Genomic DNA, 22,945 nt, shown 5'->3' with positions numbered 1-22,945 from the left:
CGACCACGCATGGTGTCCGACGGACGGTGGATGGCCCGCGCCCTACCCGACACAAAGGCCCCGGCCGACGATGGTCGGGGCTTTGACGTGCCTGGCTGATCAGGCGGCCTTCTGACGTCCCCTGGGGATGGACACCCACGTGACTGGGATGGCGCCAGGCTGCCCCTCCTGTGAGGCGTGCACGTGCCGGTGCTCGTAGCCGGTGCCCAGGTCCTCGTTCGCGGAGGACTCGCAGGTGCACAGGATGAAGAACTCGTCGAAGTCGAGGGGACCGGGTTCTTCATCATCGCCTGTGACGAGGTAGCAGTTGTCGGCGTGGGCGGTGAACTGCTGCCAGGTCTGCCGGATGCTGTCGGCATCGACAACGTAGGGGTACTCGGCACGGTGCTCCGGGTAGATCGCGTAATACAGGTCAGCGATCTGTACAGCGGCGAGGTGCCCGTTGAAGAAGTAGTCGGTGCTCTCAGGACCCTCGTTGGTACGGAAGTCGTAGCCGTCGAAAACCTGCTCGACCGACATGGGCGTCTGGGATGTCACGAGGTCAGCCCTCCTCGTCGCCGTCGTCGACCATGAGCCGGTACTCGTCGGCCATGTCCCAGACGGGTGTGAGAAGTTCGTCGGCGCGCTTGAGGAACACGGGCCGCTCGGGGGCGTCGGAGTCGCGAGCCTCGGCGAGGAGCGTCAACGCGGTCTCCAGGTCCTCATGCCCTTGCATTTGGGCCATGGCGAAGTTCCGGACTGCTGTGTCGAGTTGATCGATGAAGCTTTCGAGGTCGGTGGCGGGTGCGGGCGCCTCGGCAACGTAGGCGATCTCGGCGGCGTAGCGCCGGACAACATCGGCGTCGGTGAGTGTGGCGGTGGGCATGACGCTCTCCTACTGGTAGGCGGGGCCGTCGTACTCGACGGCGTAGATGCGGGCGGTCGGGTTCTCGCGTTGGGTGCGGAGGACGTCGGTGACGAGGCTGTCGATGCTGTTCGTCGAGTTGAAACTGAGCAGCTTGCCGGTGCTGCGGTCGTACAGCCGGTAGTGGATCTCAGTGAAGGTGCGGTGGCGATCGGGCAGCATCTTGCCGTTCCAGATGTCGGGCACGGTGTCTCCTGAGTGGGTTCGGATTGGGGGTGGTGGACTGTGGTCAGTCCCACACCCAGTTCTGGTCAGCTTTTGAGGCCCGGTTCGCTGCGCCGCCGAGGAGGACGGCGAGCTGCGCCCACTCGGGGTCCATGGCCCGGCTGCTGGCCGCCTTCATGAGGAGGACGGCGATACGACCCGCCTGGGCAGGCGGGGTCGAAATGGGGGTGTAGAGGTGCCCGTCGAAGAGATACGCGGCCTCCTGCCATTCGCTGCCGGTGAGGGTGTGGGCGAGGTGCTGGCCGAGATTGGCGATGGTGGTCGCGGACCGGGTGAACGGAACTCCGTGACTAATGCTGATTCCCACGGTCACTGCCCTCTCGCGGCGCCGTAGGGCCGGACAGGTCCGTCTTCCTCCAGCACAGCAAGATCGTGTTCAGAGCAGAAGTACTTGCCTCGCGCCTTGGGCTCGGCGCAGTACTCGGACCAGGGCATCCCATAGGCGATCTGGTAGCCGCAGATTTGCCCGGTCAGGTCGGGTTCCGTGCGCGTCGTCTTGGCCACGACTATCGCCCGATCGCGTTGCCGGGGGCCATGCGGATTTCGCCGCACTCATCGAGCACCCAGTCGTGGTGTTCTTGGCAGAAGTACCGGCCTGCGGCCTTCGGTTCGCCGCAGAACTTCTGACCGTCGTTGTGCCAGCCGCCGACCTGGATCTGGTAGCCGCAGACCTGGCCGCCGCGGTCGGGCTCGCGATTGAGGATTCTGGGCATGGTCAGCTCCCGGTGTTGGGGTGGTGGGCGATGAGTTTCGGGAGGGCGGTGATGGCCCATGACTCGCCGCGCCCGTGCGCCGTTTCGGTGACAGTCAGGTAGATCGTGTGAGCATCAGCGCTGACCACACTGGCGGTTCCGGCGAAGATGGCCGCGATGACTGCGTCGACCATCGGGGCGGCACTCGCCCGGTCCATGGAGTAGGCCTGCATCACCATGTTGATCGCTTCATTGCGCGCCCAGTCATCTTCGGGAACCGGGCATCTTCGGCTCACCGGGTGTCCCTGCGTGCCCGACCGGGGTGATCGTTTGAATTTCACCGTCGTCCTTGTCGGGTTAGAGGAGTCGCGCGTCGGCGAGTGCCGCAGCCCGGTCGAGGTACGCGCCAGGCAGTCGCGAATCGCGCTGGGCGTCGTTCCACGACGGAACGGTCTCCGCCTGGGGAAAGTCACGGCGGATCGCCTCCAGCAGCAGCACGCACGCGTCGTCACCTTCGTGCCGGCTGCTCGCTTCGGCACGGATGGCTCCGTCGAGGCACAGGGCGCCACGTTCGCTGCGGCGCGCTCCGGTGCACCAGCCGGCGCGGTCAAGGCGGTGTCGGGCTCGATGGAGGGTGGCGGCGAGCGGTGTCCGGTAGGGGCACGGTTGCGAGGTTGGGGTGAGCCGGAGCGGGCCGGTGATCTCCGGGACTGGTGCGCCGGGGATGTGGGCAGTGTTCACCTCGAAGGCGACGGCGGCCTGGTCGAGGCGGGCGCTCATCGCCGCTTCTCGGAGCGCGAGTCGCGCGTCCAAGTCGAGGTCAGGTGCCGTCGTCCGGGCCGGGGTTGTGGGCGTGCGGGTGATCGTGGGCATGATGGGGTGCCTGTCTGCGCGATGCGCGTGGTGGGTGGAAGGGGCGCCCCTGTGTGCTGGCAGGCCGGAGGGGCGCCCCGGCTTGGCTACTCGCGGTCGTCGGGCGTCTTGGCGACGGTCAGGTCCGGCACGTACTTCCGGATGCGGTCGATGCGCTCTCCCGCGAAGTCCGGTGCGTTGGTGCTGAATTCGTCGAGGACTTCGCCGTCGGGTCCTTCAACGCGGTAGCGGATCATGCCGATGCCCATGTGGTCTCCTCGTGTGTTTGCGGCGGACAGTGGCTAGCTAAAGAGGCTCCACTTGCGGCGGGCTGCCTTCTCGGCCGCCTCCTGGCGCACCGCCTCGGCCTCCTTCGTCCGCTTCGTCAAGTGGCGGATCGCGGTGGCGTCCAGGTCATGGATCTTGGAGGCGTCGACGGGGCCTGCGACCTGCGGGCCGGGGGTAGCGACATTGCGGATCCCCACCGGCCGGTCCTCGTAGACGGGGCCGTAGGTGAGGCACAGTTGACCGGCACCCATGGAGCCGTCAAGGGGGATGCCGGTGAACGGCTGCCGGGTGGTGAACACGTACTCGCTGTAGAGGTGCGAGTCCTCGTAGGGCGCGAGGTTTTGGGCGACCTTGAGGATGACGTAGTACGGAACGTGAAGCTTGGCTTCACGAGCGAACTTCTTCGACTTGTTCGGCGGCCAGACCTTGCCTGCCATGGTGATCTCCTTTTTCGGGGTTGGGTTTCGTCGGGTTAGGTGGTGGCCTTGCGTCGACAGGTCGTGGCGTGGCGGGATGCCTCGCGGCTGGTCGCGATGTTGTCCGGGTGCCAGGTCTCGTTGCCGAACATGTCCCAGTCGACGTCCATCTGGCGTCCGGTGGTCTGGCAGCCTTCGCACTGCCACCAAGCGCCCTCTAGGGAGTCGAGGACGACGACGGGAGCGCCCTTCCGGTTCAGATAGCGGTAGATCTCCACGACACCCTCCGTGATCGATTTGTTGTACTTTGTTCGGGAGGACATGGGATGGTTTGCCCCGGACTGCACCCCAGACACGGCCGGATCAAGGGTGGACACTGTCCGGACACCGTCCGGGTGGCGTCCATCCCGTCCTAGCGGACAGTCCGGGGCATACCGGGCACTGTCCGGGTGACAGTCCGGGGCATAGTCCACATTTCAGAGCGGATCTAGTTGCCTTCGAGGAGGCTGAGCGCGTCGACGATGTCGGCCTTCTCGTAGCCGTTCACGCGTCCCACGCCGTCGATGTCGACCTTGACAGTGCCGCCCGCTCCGCCGTCCCGCAGGAGCTTGCCGAGCCGGGCCTCTGTCATACCGCCGCCAATAATCTCGGCCATCTCCCGAACCTGCGCCACCTCCCGGCCAAGACCGCTCATGGCCTTCAGGCAGCCCCGCAGCACCTCCATCTGCATGCGCTGCTCCGGTGTGTGGTTCAGCACGTTCCGGCCCGGGACGCCGTCCCGCTTCGGCCCGCCGGCCGCCGACGACAGGCCGGTGGCGTTGAGGAGGTGCTTCTCGATCGGGTCCTCCCACTGCCCGGCGAGGCGGCCTTGCTTCTCTCGGATCGCGGCGGCCTTGCCGAGCAGTGTGCTGATCTCGCCGCGCTCGTCCTCGTCGAGATCGAAGGAGCGGGCCAGGTCGGTGACTCCGGCGAACGGGTTGACCAGCCAGCCGAAGCCGGGGCGCGGCGGGTCGAACTTGGACGCGTCACGGCCAGCGCCCGCCTGTCCGGCGCCAAGGATCGCGTTGGACTGGGTAGCGTTCTCCACTCGCATCGCCCACTTGGCGCCCAGGTTCGCGGACAGGGCCTGCGGGATGACGTCGACCTCCGGGTACTGCGTGATCAGCACAAGGATGATGCCAGCGCCGAGAGCAACCGCAGACAGTTCGATCAACGCCTCAGTGATCTCCTCGCGCAGTGGCTTGCCCGGCCTCGTGTAGGTGGCCACCTCGTCGATGACGACGACCTCCAGGCCGCCGATCTGGTCGATGATGGGCGCTACCAGCTTGCTCTTGCCGAGGTCGTTGAGCACGCGTTCCCGCCGGTCCTTGTCGGCGAGCAGGGCGTTGAGGAGTGCAAGCAGACGGGCCGGGTCGGGCTTGAAGTAGGTGCTCGCTACGCCTGCCTTGGCGTAGGGGTTCCATTCGGCGTTCTGCTTACCCGCGACGATCCGCAAGTTGATCCGCGGGTCGAAGCTGGCGCCGACGACCAGGTTGGACGCGCCTACTCCCTTGCCGGAGCGGCTCGTGCCGGCGACGACGAAGGACTGGTTGTTGATCGCAAGCCGGATGGTGATGCCGCGCTTGTTCCAGCCGACCGGTACGCCGTCCTTCCAGGCGTCGAGCTGGGTCGGCTTCTTGATGAGCGGTGAGGGCCTGGTGTCTGCGAAGGGGTCCCTGTCAGTCATCCACAGGGATGTGCGGACTTCGGTTCCTGCCTTCTCAATGTCGACCATGGACACGTCGCGGCCGAGGGCGCCGGCGAGCTTGGGCAGCTTCTTCTTCAGCTCGGCGACGGTGGTGCGGGGCGGCAGGTCGAAAACCACGGTGGTGTTGCCGTCTGTGCCACGCTGCGGCACCGCGAGGATCTGCAACTGCTCGTCGCCGCGCACCTCGCCGATCGCCCGGAGCGCCTGGTCGAGTTCGTCAACCGTGAGCGCGGGCGGCGGCGGGGCGTTGAAGTCCCGCATCCCGGGCTGCGGCTCCGCCTTCACCATGTCCACCGGGGTGGCCAGGGGCTGCATCTCCGTGGTCGGGGCAGGTGCAGGCTGGCCGGCGTCGAAAGGGCGGGACACGAGGTACCAGCCGTAGCCCGCGGCTGTACCGAGGGCTGCGAGGAGGATCGGCTGCCCGTTGGCGGCCTGCTCGACGGCGGTACCGAGGACGGAAAGGGTGCCAAGTCCCCCGGCGGCGACGATCGCCGCCCTGCTCGCCTTCTTGGCGTGGCGGACGCCGTTGGCGTCCCGCTGGCTCGGCGGGAGGACGGGGGTGTTCTGTAGGGCGGCAAGCTTGGACTCTTCGGCAGCGACGCGGCCTGCGAGGCTCGTGCGGGCTCCCGTTCCGGCGCCGGACTCGCTGTGCTCGGCCTGCGCTTCGGCCGCGTGGAAGCGGCCGTGGGCTTCGGCGACGGTGCGCTGCTGGCGGGCGACCTTGTCGTCGTGCTTGCGCTGCTTGCGCTCGCCGGCGAGCTGCCAGATCTCGGCGTCGTCGATGTCGCTGGTCGCGAGCCATTCCTTGGTGCGGGCGGCGGCGTGGCTGTACTGCTCCGCGACCGCAGCCTTGATGCGGTCCTTGCGGGCGGGCTCGGCGGCCTCTTCGACGGGCTGCTGCTCGGTGTCGGGCTGCGCTTCGGTGGCCACTGGCCGATGTCCTTCCTCGTTGGGGGCAGGGCCTGGCAAGGCACCTGCGGGCGGGGTCTAGAAACCGGACCAGACGTTGCCTAGGCCGGTGGCAGCAGACCCGCCGAGCTGTTGGATCAGCGGGCCGAAGAACGTGGGAGCCAGGTAAATGCCGAGGGCGACGCAGGCGAACGCCTGGGCGAACTTCACGTGCCCCTTCTTGACCATGACGATGACGATCGCCAGCAGGGCGATACCGATCACCACGGTGACACTGATCGCCCCTGCCCCGGCTTGGGTCTGGATCTGCTGCGGGTTGTACCCCGTGGTCGGCGCCTGCTGGTACGGGCCGGTGATAGCAGCCCCCTGCCCGTTGTCGGGGGTGAGGCCGGTGCCGATACCGGTCGGGTCCGAGTCCGTCTTGGCGGCGGCGAGGACGATCGTGGAGTGCTGCTCCGGGGTCGCCGCGTACCCGGCGTTGTCGAGCCCGGGGACACGCAGGACACGTCCGTCGGGCAGGGTGACGGGCGCTCCGGTGGCGCGGTTGATGACGGTCTGCATGTCGGCCGCGGTGGCGGTGTCGGCGCCTGTGACCGTGATCGTGGCGGCGCCTCCGAGGAGGGCTACGGCCGCGCTGCCCGAAACGGCGATCCGGCGGATGGTGAGGTTCATGACGATCTCTCCTGTGGGTGGGTTAGTTGGCGTTCGGGCGGGCGGTCGTGGTGGTCTGCTTGGCGGTGATGGCGGCCTGCTTACGGGCGGCCGGGACGTAGGGCGCGGTGTCGCCGCGGCGGCGGATCGGGGGCTTACGCGCGGGCCCTCGCTGAGTCCGAGGCATTTGGTTTGCACGCTGTGCGTTCGTGGTCTTGCTGAGGGTGTTCACGGATCCGTTGAAGCGGGCCAACTCGACGCGCTTTGCGGCCACGTTGCGGGCGCGGATCGTCTCTGCTGACTCGCCCGGATCGGTGCCCTCGATGTCGAGGTGCGCGCGCCGCCAGACCGCCTCGGTGACGGTGGTCTCGCCAAGCGCGGCAGCCAGCCGCAGAGCGTGCTTCCACACCCCCGGGAACTCTGTGGCGCGCGTCTCAGCAAGCCGCTTTGCTGCCTCTCCCGCGGCCTTGTCCGCAGCTTCCTTCTCGGTGCGCTTCCGGGCTTCCTCGGCGGCCTTCCGCGCGGCCTCTTCCTTGGCGGCCTTCTCCGCCGCCTTCCGCTCCCGCCGGGTCGGGACGCCATCGCGCTTGCGGATGCGGCCGTGCTCGTGCAGGTCCCACACTCCGGGGCCGGCGACGGAGGCGAATGCGGTGGCGACTGCCGTGGCGGGGTCGAAGGCTGTCCAGCCGTGCCACAGGTTGATGCCTGCGGCGACGAACGCGAGGAGCCATGCGATCGACCGGTAGTGCCACAGTGGGCGCCGGTTCGCGACCGCCGATGCGGCGCCCCGCTGGACGACCCACGAGCCGCCTTCGAGCATCACGGGCGCGGCAACCAGCCACCATGCCTCCGGGTTCCAGAACGCCGCGATCTGCACAGGCAGGGCGACGATGCCGCAGACGATGGCGAAGCGGATGGCGTAGGCTCGCCACTTGTCGTCGGCGGTCTTGATCTCCTCGGCTGCGGCGTCCTCCGTGGCCCGCTGGTCTTCGGCCTGCCGAGCGGCATCGACGCGAGCGCGGTCGGCTTCGGCACGGCGCCGGTTGTGCTCGGCGATCCGCGCGACTGACGCAGCTTCCTCTTCGGCGGCCTTCCGTTCGGCCCGGTCGTTGGCGAGCCGCATCTTGCGTGCGTCTTCCTCCGCCTTGATACGGATGGCGTCGGCTTCGGCCTGCGCCCTCACACGGCGCTCCTCAGCCTCAGCCTCGGCGGCGATGCGCTGCTCTTCGGACTTGGCCCACGCTTCGGCGCGGATCGCCTCAGCCTTGGCCTGGGCGACGGCATCGGACTCGGCGGTGGCCGCTTCGGGCACAACGGATGTGGGGGCGTCGGCCTCGGGGGTGGGGGTGGCCTTTATGGGCTGCCAGTCCCCCAACACGGGCACGGCAGGCGGCCGGACGTGGCCGTTCACCTTCGGCGGACTGGCAGTCATGGCGAATGATTCCCTTCAGGACTTTGGGGGGGCGTTCAGTCGGTGTGCTGGTCGTCGGTGATGTCGCGGGGGTCGCGGTAGCGGTCGGGCAGGTGCGGGTTCGCATCGGCTCGGGCGACCGCACTGTTGAGGCGCCTGTACATCGGCGTCTCGGCCGTGATCCCGGCGGCCTTGAGGGCAGTGGAGTGAAGGGCGAGAGCGGCGTCCGCAGCCTTGAGCGATGCGACCGCAGCGAGGGCCCGCATCACGACACCGCCCGGAGTTGGTCGGCGGTGTAGGTGCGGTAGCCGCGGATCTCCTCAAGGAGCGGGCAGTCGATGCCCGTTACGGCGATCCGGCCGCCGGACGTGGAGCCGTCGTCGATGACGGTCCCGAACTCTCCGACCGTGGCGGCATTCCCCGGGTCGGCGGCGATCACAATCACGCGGTCGCCGGGCTTGAACGTGCTCACTGGTGTCCTCTCGGGTGCCGGTCAGCGGTTGCCGCCGCGCCAGCGGGATACCTTGTCGGCGGCCTGATTCGCGGCGAGGTTGAGGCGCTCGTACTCGGGGGTCTCGTAGTCGATGCCGGCGGCCTGCTCACGGCGCTGATTGGCGTGGAGGGCGGCGTCGGCCTTACGGAGCTTCCGGACGTTTTCGCGGCGCTCGGCGCGGGTCTTTCCTTCGGTTCGGCTCACTGGTGATCCTCTCGGTGGGTTGGCTTGCTGAGCGGTTTCCCTCGGCCGGGTCCGTGCGAGACGGGCCCGGCGGGCACCGGTCAGCGGCTAGCCGAAGACCTCGCCGCACCAACCGCACTCCCAGTCCCCGTGCTGGTTGATCGACGCCTCGACGCGGCAGTGGAGCGGGGGAAGTCCCTGATCCCGACGCTTATCGTTGGCGATGCGGTCCTCGGCCTCGCCGGCCATCTCGCTTTCGCGCTGCCACATCTTTTCGAGCTCTCCCATGGACCTGTGCCGACCCATCGCTATCTCCTCTGTCTCGCTCGTCGTGGGCTGGTTGTGCGTGCCCCGGGCCGGAGTCGATCCGGCGCCCTTCACGGCTGGTAACCGGGGCTGTGGTGGGTTAGCGACCGAACTTGGCGTTCAGCGCGCGGGTCTCCGCGTCGCGGGCTTCCCTCTGGGCGCAGTCCCGATTGCGGATGGCCACATCGCGGCCCACGTGGTCCTCACCACGGGCGGTCATCCGCCGGACCACGGTGTCCCACTTCCGCACGCGGGCTTCCGCTTCCTTCTGCTCGCGAACGGCCACGACCTCGGCAAAGTGGGCATCAGCACGCCGTTTCAGATCCTCCCTACGCGCGGCGCGGGAATCCTTCGACATAGTCAGTCCTCTCGGGTGGGAGACCGCGCCGCTCGGCGTGGCTGCAGGGGCTGGGTTGGTCAGGCCGCCGCCAGGTAGTCGAAGCCGTCCAGTTCATCGACTAGGGCCAGGTCGATCGAGGCGGCGTGGCGGCGGATCGAGTCCATGCGGGCGTAGTCGCCGACCATGCGGGCGTCGGCATACTCGGCGAAGAGGCTGCTCACACTCGCCGACAGGGCCTCGCCCACCGACGTGACGGTGCGAGCCTTCAGGCCGATCTCGGTGACGCCCAGGTCGGCGGAAAACAGGTACGGAGACATGCGGAATCACGGAACCTCTCGGTCAGGTAGTACTTGGGGGTGATGCGGGGTGGAAGCCGCGGGCGGCGGGGGCCGTGGGGGAACGTCATCCCCGCCACCCGCGGCGGTATGGGGGCTAACGCGGCCGGGACGCGGTGCGCTTGTTGACCTCACGGACCTTCTCGGAGAGCTTCTTGCGCTCCTCATCCGTGATGCGAGTCATCAGATGCCACCCCCCTCAGCGGGCGGGGCGATGTCGGCGCGGATCGCGCCGCCGACCAGATCGCCACGGTCGAACCGGGCGTACAGGACCACGGACCCGTCATCACGCCGCCGCTCCGACGACGCGACACCCAGATAGGCGACCCAGGCCGCGAAGGCCGTCCGCTGCTTCTCCGGCGTCGACCCGAGGGCGCCGACCTCGCCGGTGATCGCACCAGTCGTCGCGATCGTCCACGTGATCGTGGGCAAACCCAGAGTCCGCGCATCGGCGAGGAACACGCCCACCTCATCGTGCGACAACCGCTGCCAACGCACACGATCCGCATCGGAGATGCCATAGTCGCCCATCACGACACCACCCCAGCAGCGTGCGGGTGCGGGCCGCGCGGACGCCTCGGCAACGGCAGCTTCGGCTGCGGCCTCTCATGCTCATCGGCCCCGATCAGATGCAGCCAGCGGCCGGACACAACGCCATCGACCTGGTACGAGACGAAACCCGTCGCGAGACGCTGACCGGTGACCGGATCGGTGACCGACACTTGCAGCAGCAGGCCACTATCCGGGGCTGTCGCCACCATGCGGATCACGTCATCCGCCACCGTCTGAGCGGCACGCAGACGCCCAACCTCGGCGCTCATGACGCGCCGCCGATCAAGTCCAGGCGCCCGGCGGTGGCGAGTACGGCGCTGGCGCCGGCCATCAGATCCTCGGCGGCGGCCAGTGAGTCCGCGTCCAAATCCGACATCCGGCCCGACGCGGCCAGCACACCCAGCTCCCGGGCATGCACAGCAGCCGTCTCGTACACAGTCACAGCGCGGGCCACAGCCGCAGGGGCAGACCCGTTGAGCGCCAAATCCAGACGGCGCAGCGCGGCACGAGCAGCCGACGGAAGCGGAGCAGTACGACGGACATGCGACGCCGCCACATGAGCAGCGACATCGGCGGCCGACGGGGAGAACGGAATGGGCGTTGCGATGACGAGGCTGTGATCACGGTGCACTAGAGCACGGGTAGAGTGCTGCATTGGCTAGCTCCTGCCTTCATCAGGTTGCTGGCTGCCCGGGGCGGGTGGTGACGCACCCGCCCTGGGACCCTTGGCCCTGTTCGGTGGTGACGCACCAAATGGGGCCGTTTCTTGTTGTTGCGCGGCCTAGCCGCTGGCATTACGTTAGAGCTACTGTAGAGCAGATGCAACCCCCGATACCCGCCAGGAGAGTCATGCCGCCGAAAAGGCGCTACGAGGAGATCGCCGCCCACTACCGGCGGCTCATTCAGGACGGAGAACTGGCGCCCGGCGACTACCTCCCGTCCCTGCGCAAGGTGTGCGACGAATTCGACGTCGCCATGGGTACTGCGAACCGCGCCTTTCAGTTGCTCAAGGCGGAGAACCTCACGGTGGCCACCTCGGAAGGTACTGCTGTCGCCCATCGTCCAGATGTCGCAGTGACCGGCGCGGCCCGCCTCAAGCGAATGGAGCGCACGGGGCAACGCTACGGCCCCGGCGAAACCTCAACTGATCACTGGAGGGCGATGCGGTCGGTCGCCGATCCGGTCATCGCCGGCCTGCTCGATGTTGAGCTGCACGACGAGATCGTCATTCGACGGCGAGTGCACCGCCATGAGGGGGGTCCGTCCACGTTCGACAGCTCGTTCATCCATGTCCGCGCCCTCGGTCCTGTCCCGGAACTCCTGGACGAGGGCCCGCTAGAGCGCTGGTGGCAGGAGCTGTACAAGGAACGCACTGGCCGAGAGGTCACCAGGTCTCCGGAGAGGCGCACCGCCCGGATCATCTCGAAAACCGAGATTGAGGCGCTAGGGATCGACCTGCCGCCGGAAGTGGCGGCATCGGTGCTCGTCGTCGTCAACGTCTTCCACGACGAAGACGGACCGCTGGAAGTCTGGGAAGACGTGTACCCGCCCGGCGCCTGGCAGGTCGACACCGAATAAGCGAACGGCCGAGCGGTTGCACCCGCCCGGCCGATTCGAACAGCGAGTTCGTACCTCGCCGATCAGTGAAACCCAACCCATCCAGATCGGAGTTCTACGCATGACTTTAGCAATCCCTGCCTGTCCGTCGCCGGATCGTCGTCCGTCGGCTGAGGAGATCCTCGGCACTCCGCTGCCGCAGTTGCTGGCCGATACGGGTGTGGAGCTGTTCGACAGTCCGATCACTGACGCCGGCTTCTTTGGTGCGATCGTCCAGCGGAAGAAGGGCGGGATCTCCCTGTCGATGCCGGCGGGTCGTAGCGGGTTGGAGCACGACACCATCGCCCGATACTTGGTCGCCCAGATCTTCGATGTGGACTTGCCGGATCTGCCGCCGCCTTTCACGACGACCGAGATCTGACCACCAGGTCCGGGTGAGGGCAGCAGCGATGAGCGGCCGGACGGGGTACCGTCTGGCCGCTTCCGGCTTGGCGCTTCCGTGGCTAGCCTGTCGACATGAGCAACTATGAGGTTCCTGAGCTGCCGGACGATACGGAGGGGCGTGAGGCGACGCTGCCGGATGGCTCGCGGATGGTGATTGCCGTGAAGAAGGGTCTCTCGCAGGATGAGGTGGATTTGCTGGCGGCCCAGATCTGGCAGGAGGTGCCGGAGCCGGGCATGACCGGGAGGTAGCCGGGCCGACGCGTCGTGGCGCGCCCCAGCCGTTGTGTCGGCTGGGGCGCGCGTTGCGTCCTGCCGGTGAGCCGCGTCACAGTCCCGGCGAGTAGCTTGTCGTGGATCTCTCGCCTGCGGAGTGTCGTTGTGACCAACTCCCTCCGCCCCCAGCGAGGTTGCCCTGTGATCTGTCCGAGTCCGAAGTGTGGATCGTCGAACGTGCAGTTGCTGTCCCACTACCGGGACAGCCTGCCGCCGGGGTCGCCGCTGCGTGCCGCCTACGCTCCCCCGGCCGCAGCGGGGGCACCGTACCTCCCCGCGGCCGGTGTGGCGCTGCTGGGCGTGGTCGGGCTGGCGTCCGGGGTGATCTTGGTCGGGCTGGCGGCGATCGTGGCCGGCATCGGCTGGGGTGTGGTGATCCGGAAGCGGGCGGACGCCGCGGATGCCGCGCGCGCCGAGTGGGACAGTTCCCTGATCTGCCTCGCCTGCACAGGCACCTTCCGGCGGTAGCGGGCCGTCGCCTGAGCAGCGACGGCACCGCGCTACCGGTTCAACGCGTCGTGCTTGTGCAAGTACTCGCGTGCGACCTCGGGATGCCGTCGAATCGCCGCGCGAAGCTGGTTCATCTGGAACTTGTCTCGACCCGCCTGAAGGATCTTCTGGTGTCCGTCGTGCGGGACTGCAAGGCGTTCGACGACCAGGAACTCGATGAGGTCTTCAAGGCAGGGACGGAACCGTGTGCCGCCTACCGGGAAGTGCAGGTCACCGAGGGGCCGCTTCTGCTCGGCGGGTCTGTTGAGCGCCGCCAGAATCGTCGACTGCCCGTGGATCTGCACGTGCGCGTCGGGGTAGCCGTCTTTCTTGTCGCGTTCGTAGTCGTAGTGGCAGAGACACGAGCTGCCTTCGGCGCCCTCGAAGACCCCGAAGAACGACTGCTGCACCATGAGGTGTTCCTGCTCCGCATCCAGCCGGAGTTGGAAGCTCACGTCCATCCACAGGTCCGCTTTGTCGTTGGCTGGCTTGAGCCGGAATCGCCGCGCAGTCATGGTTGCCTGGGTCAGGTGGTTGCCCAGGTTGAAGATGCGGTCGTCGCCGCGTTTCGTCGGGTGGGCGACTGCGAGAATGCGCACGTTTTGGCTGATGGTGCCGTTGAGGAGTGCTTGGATCTCCTTGGCGAAGCCTGTTGTCTTGCGCCGTAAGTCGTCAGAGATCAAGTGTGCCGCCGATCGTCACCCACAATGAGTGCGCTTCAGCTGAGGAGAAGTTCCGGTTTCGTGCCTGCTCGCGAAGTTCGGCGTATGTCAGGCCCAGGCGCTCCAGAGCTGCTAACGCCGCGGCTTGGAACTCCTCGAACGTCAGCTCGGTGATGATGTCGTCATCGTGATCGGTCGTCCACTGTTCCTGGATCGTCATCTCGATCGCCTACCCCCCTGTTGGCTACTCGTGAGTGAAGTGTGCTCCATGGGTCTGACACTCTGTCGCATCGGCCAAGGTCCCGGGAGCGTTTAGGAGTTATCGAATGGGTGATACCCCGAACGGCCCCCTGCCGATCGTGCCGAGGCGGTCCAAAAGGGCGCCCCTACCTGTGCAGGTGGGGGCGCTGTTGTGCCAGGCTTCTACCTGGCGTGGGTGTAGGTGACGGGTCACGCCGGGGGCAGGCTTCACACATGGATCAGTCGAGTCGGACAACCGCGGCCGACGGGCCGTCGGTGTCCCACACGATCACCTCGCGGGCGCGGCCTGGGCGTGGCGGCGCCTGAATCCTTGGTGCTCCCACGGTGCCGGCGGCGAGGGCGTGACAGCTTTCACCGTTGGCCGGGTGGAAGGACATGGTGGCGCGGCGGTGCGTGCGGCAGTTCACGGGCTCCTCGACGTCGATGCCTCCGCAAGGGAAGATCTCGCAGTCGCACGGGCCGATGGCGTACATCGGTACGCCGTGGGCGGGTGTGCTCATCAGTGCCGCTCCTTGACGGGGTTTGAGTGGTGGTGGTCCACAGGACTTGTGCTCTGCTAGTAGGCGGTGTCTGCGGGGACCCTGTCGCCTTCGTCGTCCGGGTCGTAGATCTGGTAGTCGCAGTCGTGCTCGGTGACTTCCTCTTCGACGATTGCGTCGATCTCCTCGCACTTGCATTGCCTGCTGCCGGGGTCGCGGGTGGGGCAGCCGATCCGGTGTATGCCGTCGCTGGTGGTGTCTGCTGTGGCCATGTGGCCTCTCACCGGGCTGGGTGTACGTAGGTCTTGTGCAGGGCGTCGGCGTCCGCGAGCACGTCGAAGAGGCTGTCCGGGGTTCTGCGGTCCAGCGGGAGCGGTGTGACGGCGAGCGTGTGCGTTCCGAGGGTCTCGGCGACTTCAGCGGCCCACTGGTCCCACGCCTCGAAGTCGCGCTCTTCCAGGTCCGGCCGGCCGATCTGGGCGAGCCGGGGGTGCTGTTCGGTCACCCAGGCATGGCACACCTGCCTCCAGCGGAGGGCCTCCATAGGGCTGCTGATGGGGTCCCCGGTGAGGTGCTGGAGGAACTCCTGATAAGGCGTGGCCTTGATGGGGTAGCGGCAGATGAGCTGGAGTATGGGGCCGAGTTCGAAGGTGCGGGTGGGCTCGGTCATGTGTCGAGTCTCCTCACTGCAGAGGGCCGGTTTGGGGGCTTCGGCTGAACTGTCAGGTTTCTGTCCGCTTTCGAAGGGGTGCAGGTCAGTTCTCCTTGGTCGGGTTGAGGGTGGCGTTCCACCGGTCGTAGTCCGCCTCTGGCACAGTGGCGCGGTACCGCATGGGGTCGTTGGGGCTGGGCCACGCGGGTTCGAAGCGGCCGAGGATGTCGCGGAGCGCGTGGCGGAGCGTCTGGTTCTCCGTCTCGGATGCGGCCAGGGCGCTGATGACGGCGGCGAGTTGGCGCTGGAGTTCGGGGTCGGTCATGGCTTCCTCCGTGCTGCGCGCGTGATGGCGCGCCTGGTCTCGCGGTTGGGTGTGGGTAGGTCCCGCCAGCCGAACGGGGACTCGTCGGTGTCGACCACGACCTCGGTCGTGATGAGCGCGGTTTCCCAGCGCGCGCCGGGTGTGCCGGCGCGCTCACCGCGCGGGGCGCTGGACGGGCCGGTCACTCGGTGTCCTTGGGTTTGATCATGATGGCTAGGTCGGTGTCGAGGTCGAGCCAGACGAGCAGGGAGACCAACGCGTCGGCGTCGGGCCGGTGGCCGTCGCCGATGCGGGAGAGCGTGGACGACGACAGGCCGGTGATGGCGGCGAGTTGGCGCCATGTCAGGCCGCGGTCCTGCCGCCGTTGGTCGAGGCGTCGGTGCAGCTCGGGGACGTCGAGGAGGTAGGCGGTCATGCTGCGCTCCGTGGGTCGTCGTGGCCGGGGATGTCGAGGTCGGCGGTGATCTGGTCGAAGCGGCGTCGCTCGTCGGCGAGGAACGCCGCGTTGTCCTGCTCGGCGCTGCCGCCGATGTGGATGATCTGGATGCGGGCGGTGCGGTGGCCGAGGCTCCAGCCGACGGCGAGGGCGAGGAGTGCGGTGAGGAAGTAGGTCACGGCTGCTCACCGCCGCTGATGGCGCGGGCGACCGCAAGGGCGCGGTCGAGGCCGCCGTTGATCGGCGCCCACGCGGTGCGGGAGACGGTCTCGGCCTCCCACTCCAGCCAGGCGGCGAGGGCGGTCCCGACGCCGGGGTGCATGGCGGCGATGTAGTCGGCGTCGGCCTGTCGCCATGGGCAATCGGCGACCGTCTCCACGGTCGTGAACCCGTCGCCGACGTTGTACTCGGTGTTCACCCAGTGCGCCGGGCGGGCGTGGGTGTCGTCTGGCGGCAGTTCTTCGGCGCGCCAGGTGCCGGGTGTGGCGGCTGTGGCCCGGGTCCGGAGCCGCGTGCTGGCGGCGCGGATTTCGTCGGCAGGGTTGATCATCGGTTCCTCCGGTGTTCGCGGACGATCAGGGCGAGTAGGTAGAGGGCGGCTGCGAGTGGGGTGGAGGCGATGGCGGTGCCGAGGATGCGGGCGGCGGTCACGCTGCCTCCCGGTGGCTGTGCGCTGTTGTGTGGCTGTCTGCGGCCCGTGTGCGGCGTGTGGCGCGTATCCGTGCCTGGAGCGTCCCGTAGGCCCAGGAGGGGCCCGTGGGGCGCCGTCTGACGGCATGCCACGCCCACGCCCCGGTCGCGGTAGCCGCCAGTACGACGATCGTGCCGACGGCGGCGAGGACCGCGATCCAGGCGGCGAGTGCCCAGCCGATGCGGATCGCGGTGTCGACCGCGTCCGCGATCACGGCAGCCTCCGCTCGGCCATACGAAGCGCGTCGCTCACCGTGAAGCCGTTCACCGTGACGAGGGGCGCCTGCTCCTTGGCGAGTTGGAGCGCGGTATCCAGGTCGAACCGGTGCGTCGCCAGCCATTCGTCCTCACGCGACGAGGGGCGCATCTCGTACTCCCAGGTGCCGTCTGCTCCGAGGCACGAGGAGTGTCGTTTCACGGCCCACCGGTCGGCGCCCCGGTACTCCACGGTGATCTCAAAGAGATGGGAATCGATGCAGTCTTCGGGCAGGCAGTTCACGGTGTACTTCGTGGCCTGCACGATCGGCTCGGGTGTTTCGGCCATGGGTCACGCCTCCGTCTCGGGCGCGGCAGCAGCCCCGGACACGGCAGGCAGGCTCTCGGACTCGACGGTGAACGTGGTGGTGGCCCGCACCAGGCGGTACGCGCGGACCCCGGGGCGGCCGGTGGCGCGTTCGTAGCCCTCGACCACCCAGTCCCGGTCGCTGTCCCAGGAGCGGCCGGTGGTGCGCCACTCACCGGTGTGCCAACGGGTCTCGACGCGCCACGTGGTCTCGGGCGGGAGCAGCGGCTCAGGCTCGGCCTGCTGCGCCTCGCCAGCCAGACGGCGCAGCTCCCGGGCCACGTCCAGACCGCCGATGGCGTAGGAGCAGTCGGGTCCGTAGCGCTCGTCCATCATCTGCTCGGCGATGCAGGCAGCCCAGCTCAGCACGGCGGCCCGGTCGGCGTCGACCTGCCGCCGCAAGCCAGCCACCCGGGCGTCGACCTCGGCCGCGCGGTCCCGGAGAGCCGCGCCCTCACAGCGGAGCCGACCGGTCTCGCGGACCAGGGAGTCCCACGTGCCGTCGGCAGGCAGCACGGCCAGTACCGCGTCGGCGTCGGCTTCCGCATCGGCCTGCCACGGGTGCTCGCAGTCGGCGTAGCGGCGGCCGGGGTTCTGCCGCTCGCAGATCGCGGCGGCAACGCGGTCGCGGAGGTCGGCCCGGTCCGCAGACGGCTGCACGGCGAGCGTCGGCAGCACCTCGGCGATCCGGTCCCGCAGCTCGCAGCCCGCACAGCCCAGGTTGACGCCGAGGTTGTCGTGCCGGGCGACGGAGCCGTGCAGGGCGGACAGGTACGACTCGGCATCACGCAGCAGCACGCGGGCGGTCTCGGTCAGGTCGGTCACGGTGAACTCCAGGTCAGGTGTTGTCGGCGAGGTGACGGAGGTTCGCGGCGAGAGCGACCAGGACGTCGGTATCCGGCAGCTCCTCGGCCGGCGGTACGTCCACGCCGCCGCGCTCGGCGATCCACTCGTCGGTGAGCACGCCGACCGGCCCGGCGAGGCTGGCCAGCGCGCAGCTGAGGTCGAGCAGCACCTCACGGAGGGAGCTGGTGGTGCGCAGGTTGTCGATCTCCGCGAGGCGGGCGCTGGCATCACGGATGGCCTGCGCCTCGTCGGCACCGAGGTGGTTGAAGCGGGTCATGGTCAACTCCATTCGGGTGTGGGAGGGTCGGGGCGCCGGCCCGGCGGTGCTATCTCCACCGCCGGGCCGGTTGAGGGCGGTCATGGGTGGCTACTCGGAGCCCTCGGCGGTACCCCACGCCTCGCACGCCGCGTCCAGCACGGCGGCGCCGTTCCACAGCCCGATCCGCCGCCGCCCCGGCTCGCCCTTGTTGATCAGCTCCGCCAGGGCGAACGCGACCTGGACCGGATTGGCGGCCCCCGGGACAGGCATCGCTGCCGGCTCACCGTTGGAGCCGTCCGGCAGGCACTTCGCCCATAGCCACACCGGGCCGCGCTCGGCCTCGCCCGCCTCGATGCCGGGGTGCCACTCCCAGATCAGGAGCAGCCCGTCCGGCCAGCGCGCCGCATCCACGCCGTAGGTGTCCTCAGGGGTGAAGTGGAGACAGGCTCGCAGGTAGCAGTGGCTGCCGCGGGTGTCGCAGTCGTCGAGGGTGATGTCGGCGGGGTCGAGGCCGACGTCGGTGAGGGTGTTGACGACGGCGGTGATGTACGTGTCGTGGGGAAAAGTGCGGTCGGTCATGGTCAATTCCTTCTGCTTTACGGCACTTTGTGACGGTAGGGGGCGGCGGTGGCAGTCGCCGGGCCGGTTGTGGGTGGGGTGGGCAGTCACAGCGCCGTACCGGAGCGGCAGGCGGGGCAGACATCGCGAAGTGCGCCAGGAACGCGACGCACGGCCCACCCGTCGGCGCGGCCGTCAGCGCGAACCTGGCGGGCCGTCATCGACCTAGGCGCGGCCCGGACTGCGGCACTGTCTGGGCAATCGGTTTGGCCGTCGGGCCCATCGCAGGCGACTTCTACGCCCATCGTGTGGACGCTCACCCCTGCACCGCCTTAACGCAGCCGGGGCAGTCCTCCACGGAATCGGGGGCGGCTGAGCCGTCGGCCACCACGTGCGCCTCCTCGGCGGCCGGCCCGGCAAGGTCCTCGCGGAGCACAGCGGCGCGCTCAGGGTCCAGCTCCAGCCAGTACGGCTCGCGAGCGGGTCCGGACAGGAGCACGGTGACGGTGTCGTCGTCGCCCCACAGGACGTCGTTCAGGCCCCAATGCAGCGGGGTGGGGTTGTCGGCTGCCGCAATGTCCGGCTCGGCAGCAGGCTTGCCGCCGAGGAACTCCCGCAGTGCCCTGTCGCCTGCCCCGGACGCGGTGTCCTTCTTGGTCAGTTGGTCGATCAGGTAGCGGCGCTGCTCGCGCAGGCGGTCGATCTCCGTCTTCAAGCCCAGAGCGATCTCGTGCAGCGCCTTCTCGGTGCCGTCGTTGTAGGTCGCGGTGGACCAGGTGCTGGTGCGCTCGCCGTACTGGGCGAGGCGGATTTCGGCGGGGGTCTGCTGCTGGTCGGTGAGTCGGTCGGTCACGGTGGTCTCCAGGCTGTGGTGGGTGAGTGCAGGCATGTCGGTCACGGCCGGACAGCAGAGGTGGCGCAACCGCCCACCGGGTGGTCGGGGCAGTAGTCGCGGCCCTCGTGGTCCGTCCATCCGTCGGCGGCCAGGTCCTCCCGGTGTCGGGCGGCACGCGTCTCGGCGGTGAGCGTCTGGGACGCGGTGACCATGTAGGTGTCGCAGCGGGTGCAGTCGCTGGCCTCGTAGTCGCAGGTGGTCTGGGTGGTGGTGTTTCGGGTGCTGCGCATGATTTCTCCTGTTGGGTGGCGGTCGTGTTGGCGGCTGTATCCGGATGCGGTCAGGCGGTCGGCAGCCCGTCGAGCGGCAGTTCGGTCTGCCCCTCGATCAGCGGGACAGGAGCGGCGGGCGAGGCTCGGGCCGCCACGTTCGCGGCCGGGGAGACACGGAGGCGCCGGGCACACACCGGACCCAGCCCGGACGGCGACGGGCGCAGCAGACGCCGGCCACACGCCGCACACCACCCCTGACCTGCTACGAGACCGGTGCGGGGGCGCGACCCCGGGGGACACCGGTCCCTCTCACCAGGGCTCATGCCGCCTCCCCGTTGATGATCCGGAGTCGCGGTTTGCCGGTGCCGCGGGCTTCGATCTGGTCCAGTTCGGCTTCGAGGGTGGCGACGTGGGCGGCCTGCTCTTCGGATGTCCACCATGAGGCGGGTTCGGTGGGGCGGCGGGGATGGGCACGGTCGGCGTGGCCGAAGGTGCCGGTGGGTAGGGCCTCGGCCATCAGGCGCTCGTAGGGCGTCATGCGGCGGTGGTCTCGGCTTCCTGGTAGCGGGCGGCGTGGACGCTGCCGCTGGGGAGGGCGCGGCCGTCGTGGTGGCAGGGCACTTCGGGGGTGACTTGGCAGGTGGGGCAGCAGGCGACAGTGCGGGCCCATGCGGATACGCGCTGGGGGTGGGGTTGGGTGAGGAATCGGTTGCTGGTGCGGAGGCGGCACGGTTTGTGGGCGGTGGCGCCGCAGTGGGGGCAGGGCACAGAGCGGGCGGGGTGGTGGTTGGCGCGCATGAAGTGGCGGAGGCTGTCGGGCATCGGGGCACCGGCGTGCAGAGTCATCAGGTCTCCTCGGGTGGGCAGTTGCCGCAGTCGCAGGGCTGGTCGGGTCGGTGCTCTTCGTTGCGGTAGTGGCGGATGGCCGCATCCCAGATGGGTTTCGGTATCGACCGTTCGGGCGGCGGGCCGGGCGGGCTGGTGCCGGTGGGCCATGCGCCCGGTTTGTGGCCGGGTGGCTTCAGGTCCACCGGTTTCGGCGTGCCGCCGCGGCGGGCATTGCCGGTAGCGATCTGCTGCCGCATGAAGGCCCGGAAGTCCTGGCCGCCGTTCTCCCGCCGCATGGCCTTGACGTCATCGGCCTCTGGCTCCCAATCACCGGTCACGACGCGGCCTCCTCGTCGACGATGACGGCGTCGGGGATGTCGGCGTCGGCTTGCTCACGGGCGAGGTGGCGGGCCGACATGGCACGGATCCGCTGCTCCTCGGCGGCCCGCTCCTCGACGGTGGCCTCCCGTTCGCCATTGGCGGCCCGCAGGCGGGCGCTGTGCGGCTTGGTGCGGGTCTTGCCCAGCGGCTGCTTGTCGGTGCCGCCCGGCGTCTTGCACGGCTTTCCGATCGCCGCGTGGCAGGCCGGGCATTCAACGCCGAGGGGGCCGGCGCGGCGGACGGTGTCGGTGAGCGCTTCGGCGCTGGGAACGTCGCGGCCGATTTCCCAGCCGCGGGCGTCAAGTTCGGCGACGAACTCCCTGGAGGGGCCGCCTTCGAGCGCGGGACGGTCGGTGGGTGGGGCGACACGGCCGGAGGCTATGGCGGCGACCTGGCCCTTGTAGCGGGCGAGGAACTCCCCCACCGTCTCGTCGGGGCGCGGCTCGTACCGGAAGTTCTCCAGCCGGGCGTCGCGGATCTTCGCCCGGAGGGTGCGGACGTGGTGCGGCAGGATCCACAGCTTCGCGTTCGGATCCTGCGGCGGCGTCGAGTAGTAGGCGGCAACAGCGGCCTTGGCATCCGCGTCCAGCGGCACGTCGTGGAGGGCGGAGGCCCAAGCCACTGCGGCTCCCTGGCTGGGCTTTCGGTTGTCGAACATGGCGCAGTGGCCGAGCAGTTCGGCTGCTTCTCGTGGGTTCATGCGGAGTCCTCGGAGTCGAAGGAGGCGGCCACGGCGGCCCAGCCGGCGAGGTTCGTGTCCGGGCCGGGCAGGTGCGGGCCGGAAGGGAGAGCGATGACGTTGCTGGCGCCTGCGTGATTGCGGATCTTGGAGAAGGCGAACTGGAGGGTGTTGGCGGTGACCGGCTTGCTGGTCTCGCCAAGCTGTTCGAGAGCGCGCCATAGCTCGCTGGAGTCGGTGTCGTTGGCGAGGGCGTCGGCGATGGTGGTTCGCACTTGGCGGCGCTTGTAGGAGTTGCCGCGGGCGAAGCGTTCGAGGAAGGCGTCGGTCATGCGGTCTGGGAGCGCCCTTTCCGTCTGCACGACGGCGGGCTCACCATGCCGATCACCGGGGGGTAGGGGGGTGTTCCCTTCCCTTCCTTTCCCTTCCCTTCCTTTCCCTTCCGTCAGTGAATGGTTCAGTGAAGAAATCTCACTGTCCGTATCTGTCTGGCACCCCGAGTTGAACTCAGCGTCAGATTCGTTCACGGAGTCATTCACTGAACGGTTCAGTGAATCGTTCAGTGAACCTTCAAGCCCGGCGAGACTTGCGGGCGGAATGAACTCCTCCCCATCCCGTGAGCCGCGACGGCTCCGCTCGCACGCCTGGTGCGCGGCACGAACGTTGGAGGGGTGGTCCGTACCCCCTGCGGCGACCGGACGGATGTGGTCGACGGCCAGGTTGTGGTCGTCGTTGCTGACGATCCGTCGCGGGATCTCGCTGCCGCACAGTTGGCACGTCCAGCCGTCCCGGCGGGCATACATTTCGCGGGTCTGCCAGGCGCTCAGTGAGGGTGGCGGGAGCTTGCTCTTCTGAGGCCGGTTGATGCGCTGGTGCTTGCGGAAGTTGACGACGAGAGCCATCTGCTGCCGGGCCACTCCACCGATGAACGGGAAGACGAGGCCCGCGTCGGTGAGGCGCTGCATGAGCTTGCCGACATCACCGATGGTCAGGTCGTCGTCGTACATGAACGCCTGGGCCTTGATGTAGGCCGGCGTCCAACGAAGGATCCCCTCGTCGTCCGCCATGTTGAACGTGGCGATGAACAGCAGCCGGGCGTCACGCGGCATGACGCCGAGGAGTTCGTCCTCCCAGAACTCGGGCTTCACGGTCC

The 22,945-nt window shown here is 68.6% G+C and carries 50 protein-coding genes; 4 read left to right on the top strand and 46 right to left on the bottom strand.

Annotation, left to right across the window (positions count from 1 at the left end):
* Positions 1 to 99: 99 nt before the first annotated feature.
* From ACIQNU_RS04290 to ACIQNU_RS04180, 23 genes are all read right to left on the bottom strand, one after another.
* On the bottom strand, positions 100 to 537 hold the full coding sequence (locus ACIQNU_RS04290; RefSeq protein WP_401360715.1) for a hypothetical protein: 438 nt from the start codon (positions 535 to 537) through the stop codon (positions 100 to 102).
* Between the two features lie 4 nt (positions 538 to 541).
* Positions 542 to 865: a hypothetical protein gene (locus ACIQNU_RS04285; RefSeq protein WP_401360713.1), complete on the bottom strand. Its 324-nt coding sequence runs from the start codon at positions 863 to 865 to the stop codon at positions 542 to 544.
* A 9-nt stretch (positions 866 to 874) separates the two neighbouring features.
* Positions 875 to 1,090: a hypothetical protein gene (locus tag ACIQNU_RS04280; protein WP_401360711.1), complete on the bottom strand. Its 216-nt coding sequence runs from the start codon at positions 1,088 to 1,090 to the stop codon at positions 875 to 877.
* Between the two features lie 43 nt (positions 1,091 to 1,133).
* On the bottom strand, positions 1,134 to 1,436 hold the full coding sequence (locus ACIQNU_RS04275; protein ID WP_401360709.1) for a hypothetical protein: 303 nt from the start codon (positions 1,434 to 1,436) through the stop codon (positions 1,134 to 1,136).
* A gap of 2 nt (positions 1,437 to 1,438) precedes the next feature.
* A complete protein-coding gene (locus tag ACIQNU_RS04270) occupies positions 1,439 to 1,633 on the bottom strand; it encodes a hypothetical protein (protein WP_401360707.1) in 195 nt (64 codons plus the stop codon).
* 2 nt (positions 1,634 to 1,635) lie between these two features.
* Entirely contained in the window at positions 1,636 to 1,842 is a 207-nt protein-coding gene (locus ACIQNU_RS04265) for a hypothetical protein (protein WP_401360705.1), read from the bottom strand.
* A 2-nt stretch (positions 1,843 to 1,844) separates the two neighbouring features.
* Entirely contained in the window at positions 1,845 to 2,162 is a 318-nt protein-coding gene (locus ACIQNU_RS04260; RefSeq protein ID WP_401360703.1) for a hypothetical protein, read from the bottom strand.
* Positions 2,163 to 2,178: 16 nt separating this feature from the next.
* Positions 2,179 to 2,694, bottom strand: coding sequence for a hypothetical protein (locus ACIQNU_RS04255; RefSeq protein WP_401360701.1), 516 nt, complete (start codon positions 2,692 to 2,694; stop codon positions 2,179 to 2,181).
* An 86-nt stretch (positions 2,695 to 2,780) separates the two neighbouring features.
* Positions 2,781 to 2,942, bottom strand: coding sequence for a hypothetical protein (locus ACIQNU_RS04250; RefSeq protein ID WP_401360699.1), 162 nt, complete (start codon positions 2,940 to 2,942; stop codon positions 2,781 to 2,783).
* 33 nt (positions 2,943 to 2,975) lie between these two features.
* Positions 2,976 to 3,398 carry a hypothetical protein gene (locus ACIQNU_RS04245; protein ID WP_401360697.1) on the bottom strand — a complete coding sequence of 141 codons (423 nt, stop codon included), beginning with the start codon at positions 3,396 to 3,398 and terminating at the stop codon, positions 2,976 to 2,978.
* A 35-nt stretch (positions 3,399 to 3,433) separates the two neighbouring features.
* Positions 3,434 to 3,700: a hypothetical protein gene (locus tag ACIQNU_RS04240; protein ID WP_401360695.1), complete on the bottom strand. Its 267-nt coding sequence runs from the start codon at positions 3,698 to 3,700 to the stop codon at positions 3,434 to 3,436.
* Between the two features lie 164 nt (positions 3,701 to 3,864).
* Positions 3,865 to 6,054 carry a hypothetical protein gene (locus ACIQNU_RS04235; protein ID WP_401360693.1) on the bottom strand — a complete coding sequence of 730 codons (2,190 nt, stop codon included), beginning with the start codon at positions 6,052 to 6,054 and terminating at the stop codon, positions 3,865 to 3,867.
* 57 nt (positions 6,055 to 6,111) lie between these two features.
* On the bottom strand, positions 6,112 to 6,705 hold the full coding sequence (locus ACIQNU_RS04230; RefSeq protein WP_401360691.1) for a hypothetical protein: 594 nt from the start codon (positions 6,703 to 6,705) through the stop codon (positions 6,112 to 6,114).
* A 22-nt stretch (positions 6,706 to 6,727) separates the two neighbouring features.
* The gene (locus ACIQNU_RS04225; protein WP_401360689.1) at positions 6,728 to 8,116 is read right to left on the bottom strand and encodes a hypothetical protein; all 1,389 of its coding nucleotides are present in this window, start codon (positions 8,114 to 8,116) and stop codon (positions 6,728 to 6,730) included.
* Between the two features lie 35 nt (positions 8,117 to 8,151).
* Positions 8,152 to 8,361, bottom strand: a complete 210-nt coding sequence (locus ACIQNU_RS04220) for a hypothetical protein (RefSeq protein ID WP_401360687.1) — start codon at positions 8,359 to 8,361, stop codon at positions 8,152 to 8,154.
* The gene (locus ACIQNU_RS04215) at positions 8,361 to 8,567 is read right to left on the bottom strand and encodes a hypothetical protein (RefSeq protein ID WP_401360685.1); all 207 of its coding nucleotides are present in this window, start codon (positions 8,565 to 8,567) and stop codon (positions 8,361 to 8,363) included. The genes ACIQNU_RS04220 and ACIQNU_RS04215 overlap by 1 nt, the downstream gene beginning before the upstream one ends.
* A 21-nt stretch (positions 8,568 to 8,588) precedes the next feature.
* The gene (locus tag ACIQNU_RS04210; protein WP_401360684.1) at positions 8,589 to 8,792 is read right to left on the bottom strand and encodes a hypothetical protein; all 204 of its coding nucleotides are present in this window, start codon (positions 8,790 to 8,792) and stop codon (positions 8,589 to 8,591) included.
* An 87-nt stretch (positions 8,793 to 8,879) separates the two neighbouring features.
* On the bottom strand, positions 8,880 to 9,059 hold the full coding sequence (locus ACIQNU_RS04205; protein ID WP_401360682.1) for a hypothetical protein: 180 nt from the start codon (positions 9,057 to 9,059) through the stop codon (positions 8,880 to 8,882).
* A 118-nt stretch (positions 9,060 to 9,177) separates the two neighbouring features.
* Positions 9,178 to 9,435 (bottom strand): hypothetical protein, encoded by a 258-nt coding sequence (locus tag ACIQNU_RS04200; protein WP_401360680.1) that lies wholly within the window; start codon positions 9,433 to 9,435, stop codon positions 9,178 to 9,180.
* A 59-nt stretch (positions 9,436 to 9,494) separates the two neighbouring features.
* On the bottom strand, positions 9,495 to 9,734 hold the full coding sequence (locus ACIQNU_RS04195; RefSeq protein WP_401360678.1) for a hypothetical protein: 240 nt from the start codon (positions 9,732 to 9,734) through the stop codon (positions 9,495 to 9,497).
* 201 nt (positions 9,735 to 9,935) lie between these two features.
* Entirely contained in the window at positions 9,936 to 10,283 is a 348-nt protein-coding gene (locus ACIQNU_RS04190) for a hypothetical protein (protein ID WP_401360676.1), read from the bottom strand.
* The gene (locus ACIQNU_RS04185; protein WP_401360674.1) at positions 10,283 to 10,573 is read right to left on the bottom strand and encodes a hypothetical protein; all 291 of its coding nucleotides are present in this window, start codon (positions 10,571 to 10,573) and stop codon (positions 10,283 to 10,285) included. Before ACIQNU_RS04185 ends, ACIQNU_RS04190 begins: the two co-directional genes overlap by 1 nt.
* The gene (locus ACIQNU_RS04180) at positions 10,570 to 10,746 is read right to left on the bottom strand and encodes a hypothetical protein (RefSeq protein WP_401360672.1); all 177 of its coding nucleotides are present in this window, start codon (positions 10,744 to 10,746) and stop codon (positions 10,570 to 10,572) included. Before ACIQNU_RS04180 ends, ACIQNU_RS04185 begins: the two co-directional genes overlap by 4 nt.
* A 407-nt stretch (positions 10,747 to 11,153) precedes the next feature.
* Between ACIQNU_RS04180 and ACIQNU_RS04175 the strand changes: the two genes are divergently transcribed.
* The 4 genes from ACIQNU_RS04175 to ACIQNU_RS04160 all read left to right on the top strand — a co-directional run bounded on the left by ACIQNU_RS04175 (position 11,154) and on the right by ACIQNU_RS04160 (position 13,046).
* Entirely contained in the window at positions 11,154 to 11,882 is a 729-nt protein-coding gene (locus tag ACIQNU_RS04175) for a GntR family transcriptional regulator (RefSeq protein WP_401360670.1), read from the top strand.
* Positions 11,883 to 11,982: 100 nt separating this feature from the next.
* Positions 11,983 to 12,282 (top strand): hypothetical protein, encoded by a 300-nt coding sequence (locus ACIQNU_RS04170; RefSeq protein WP_401360668.1) that lies wholly within the window; start codon positions 11,983 to 11,985, stop codon positions 12,280 to 12,282.
* A 95-nt stretch (positions 12,283 to 12,377) separates the two neighbouring features.
* A complete protein-coding gene (locus ACIQNU_RS04165) occupies positions 12,378 to 12,554 on the top strand; it encodes a hypothetical protein (protein WP_401360666.1) in 177 nt (58 codons plus the stop codon).
* A 201-nt stretch (positions 12,555 to 12,755) separates the two neighbouring features.
* On the top strand, positions 12,756 to 13,046 hold the full coding sequence (locus tag ACIQNU_RS04160; protein WP_401360665.1) for a hypothetical protein: 291 nt from the start codon (positions 12,756 to 12,758) through the stop codon (positions 13,044 to 13,046).
* Between the two features lie 32 nt (positions 13,047 to 13,078).
* Here ACIQNU_RS04160 and ACIQNU_RS04155 read toward each other — a convergent pair whose 3' ends face one another.
* The 23 genes from ACIQNU_RS04155 to ACIQNU_RS04045 form a co-directional block, all read right to left on the bottom strand.
* A complete protein-coding gene (locus ACIQNU_RS04155; protein ID WP_401360663.1) occupies positions 13,079 to 13,750 on the bottom strand; it encodes a hypothetical protein in 672 nt (223 codons plus the stop codon).
* Positions 13,740 to 13,949 carry a hypothetical protein gene (locus ACIQNU_RS04150; protein ID WP_401360661.1) on the bottom strand — a complete coding sequence of 70 codons (210 nt, stop codon included), beginning with the start codon at positions 13,947 to 13,949 and terminating at the stop codon, positions 13,740 to 13,742. Before ACIQNU_RS04150 ends, ACIQNU_RS04155 begins: the two co-directional genes overlap by 11 nt.
* A gap of 259 nt (positions 13,950 to 14,208) precedes the next feature.
* Entirely contained in the window at positions 14,209 to 14,490 is a 282-nt protein-coding gene (locus ACIQNU_RS04145; RefSeq protein WP_401360659.1) for a hypothetical protein, read from the bottom strand.
* A gap of 56 nt (positions 14,491 to 14,546) precedes the next feature.
* Positions 14,547 to 14,741 carry a hypothetical protein gene (locus ACIQNU_RS04140; protein ID WP_401360657.1) on the bottom strand — a complete coding sequence of 65 codons (195 nt, stop codon included), beginning with the start codon at positions 14,739 to 14,741 and terminating at the stop codon, positions 14,547 to 14,549.
* A gap of 8 nt (positions 14,742 to 14,749) precedes the next feature.
* Positions 14,750 to 15,139: a hypothetical protein gene (locus ACIQNU_RS04135; protein WP_401360655.1), complete on the bottom strand. Its 390-nt coding sequence runs from the start codon at positions 15,137 to 15,139 to the stop codon at positions 14,750 to 14,752.
* Between the two features lie 85 nt (positions 15,140 to 15,224).
* Complete coding sequence (locus tag ACIQNU_RS04130; RefSeq protein WP_401360653.1) at positions 15,225 to 15,446, bottom strand: hypothetical protein; 222 nt, start codon at positions 15,444 to 15,446, stop codon at positions 15,225 to 15,227.
* Entirely contained in the window at positions 15,443 to 15,631 is a 189-nt protein-coding gene (locus tag ACIQNU_RS04125) for a hypothetical protein (protein ID WP_401360652.1), read from the bottom strand. Before ACIQNU_RS04125 ends, ACIQNU_RS04130 begins: the two co-directional genes overlap by 4 nt.
* Positions 15,628 to 15,861 carry a helix-turn-helix domain-containing protein gene (locus tag ACIQNU_RS04120; RefSeq protein ID WP_401360650.1) on the bottom strand — a complete coding sequence of 78 codons (234 nt, stop codon included), beginning with the start codon at positions 15,859 to 15,861 and terminating at the stop codon, positions 15,628 to 15,630. Before ACIQNU_RS04120 ends, ACIQNU_RS04125 begins: the two co-directional genes overlap by 4 nt.
* Entirely contained in the window at positions 15,858 to 16,061 is a 204-nt protein-coding gene (locus ACIQNU_RS04115) for a hypothetical protein (RefSeq protein WP_401360648.1), read from the bottom strand. The genes ACIQNU_RS04120 and ACIQNU_RS04115 overlap by 4 nt, the downstream gene beginning before the upstream one ends.
* Positions 16,058 to 16,432 carry a hypothetical protein gene (locus ACIQNU_RS04110; RefSeq protein WP_401360646.1) on the bottom strand — a complete coding sequence of 125 codons (375 nt, stop codon included), beginning with the start codon at positions 16,430 to 16,432 and terminating at the stop codon, positions 16,058 to 16,060. Before ACIQNU_RS04110 ends, ACIQNU_RS04115 begins: the two co-directional genes overlap by 4 nt.
* A 97-nt stretch (positions 16,433 to 16,529) precedes the next feature.
* On the bottom strand, positions 16,530 to 16,787 hold the full coding sequence (locus ACIQNU_RS04105; RefSeq protein ID WP_401360644.1) for a hypothetical protein: 258 nt from the start codon (positions 16,785 to 16,787) through the stop codon (positions 16,530 to 16,532).
* On the bottom strand, positions 16,784 to 17,116 hold the full coding sequence (locus tag ACIQNU_RS04100; protein ID WP_401360642.1) for a hypothetical protein: 333 nt from the start codon (positions 17,114 to 17,116) through the stop codon (positions 16,784 to 16,786). Before ACIQNU_RS04100 ends, ACIQNU_RS04105 begins: the two co-directional genes overlap by 4 nt.
* A 3-nt stretch (positions 17,117 to 17,119) precedes the next feature.
* Entirely contained in the window at positions 17,120 to 17,959 is an 840-nt protein-coding gene (locus ACIQNU_RS04095) for a hypothetical protein (RefSeq protein WP_401360640.1), read from the bottom strand.
* A gap of 13 nt (positions 17,960 to 17,972) precedes the next feature.
* On the bottom strand, positions 17,973 to 18,257 hold the full coding sequence (locus tag ACIQNU_RS04090) for a hypothetical protein (RefSeq protein WP_401360638.1): 285 nt from the start codon (positions 18,255 to 18,257) through the stop codon (positions 17,973 to 17,975).
* 90 nt (positions 18,258 to 18,347) lie between these two features.
* Complete coding sequence (locus tag ACIQNU_RS04085; protein WP_401360636.1) at positions 18,348 to 18,818, bottom strand: hypothetical protein; 471 nt, start codon at positions 18,816 to 18,818, stop codon at positions 18,348 to 18,350.
* A gap of 295 nt (positions 18,819 to 19,113) precedes the next feature.
* Positions 19,114 to 19,695: a hypothetical protein gene (locus ACIQNU_RS04080; RefSeq protein ID WP_401360634.1), complete on the bottom strand. Its 582-nt coding sequence runs from the start codon at positions 19,693 to 19,695 to the stop codon at positions 19,114 to 19,116.
* A complete protein-coding gene (locus ACIQNU_RS04075) occupies positions 19,692 to 19,922 on the bottom strand; it encodes a hypothetical protein (RefSeq protein WP_401360632.1) in 231 nt (76 codons plus the stop codon). The genes ACIQNU_RS04080 and ACIQNU_RS04075 overlap by 4 nt, the downstream gene beginning before the upstream one ends.
* 50 nt (positions 19,923 to 19,972) lie before the next feature.
* On the bottom strand, positions 19,973 to 20,098 hold the full coding sequence (locus ACIQNU_RS04070) for a hypothetical protein (protein ID WP_401360630.1): 126 nt from the start codon (positions 20,096 to 20,098) through the stop codon (positions 19,973 to 19,975).
* A gap of 125 nt (positions 20,099 to 20,223) precedes the next feature.
* Positions 20,224 to 20,442 carry a hypothetical protein gene (locus tag ACIQNU_RS04065; RefSeq protein WP_401360628.1) on the bottom strand — a complete coding sequence of 73 codons (219 nt, stop codon included), beginning with the start codon at positions 20,440 to 20,442 and terminating at the stop codon, positions 20,224 to 20,226.
* Positions 20,439 to 20,750 (bottom strand): hypothetical protein, encoded by a 312-nt coding sequence (locus tag ACIQNU_RS04060; RefSeq protein WP_401360626.1) that lies wholly within the window; start codon positions 20,748 to 20,750, stop codon positions 20,439 to 20,441. Before ACIQNU_RS04060 ends, ACIQNU_RS04065 begins: the two co-directional genes overlap by 4 nt.
* On the bottom strand, positions 20,750 to 21,070 hold the full coding sequence (locus ACIQNU_RS04055) for a hypothetical protein (protein WP_401360624.1): 321 nt from the start codon (positions 21,068 to 21,070) through the stop codon (positions 20,750 to 20,752). The genes ACIQNU_RS04060 and ACIQNU_RS04055 overlap by 1 nt, the downstream gene beginning before the upstream one ends.
* On the bottom strand, positions 21,067 to 21,813 hold the full coding sequence (locus ACIQNU_RS04050; RefSeq protein ID WP_401360622.1) for a hypothetical protein: 747 nt from the start codon (positions 21,811 to 21,813) through the stop codon (positions 21,067 to 21,069). Before ACIQNU_RS04050 ends, ACIQNU_RS04055 begins: the two co-directional genes overlap by 4 nt.
* On the bottom strand, positions 21,810 to 22,940 hold the full coding sequence (locus tag ACIQNU_RS04045; protein WP_401360620.1) for an HNH endonuclease: 1,131 nt from the start codon (positions 22,938 to 22,940) through the stop codon (positions 21,810 to 21,812). The genes ACIQNU_RS04050 and ACIQNU_RS04045 overlap by 4 nt, the downstream gene beginning before the upstream one ends.
* Positions 22,941 to 22,945: the final 5 nt, after the last annotated feature.

The organism is Streptomyces sp. NPDC091292, assembly GCF_044757265.1.
In the GTDB taxonomy this organism is placed as follows: Bacteria; Actinomycetota; Actinomycetes; order Streptomycetales; family Streptomycetaceae; genus Streptomyces.
Note: the sequence above shows the minus strand (reverse complement) of the source record. Positions and strands in the feature narration are given on the sequence as shown.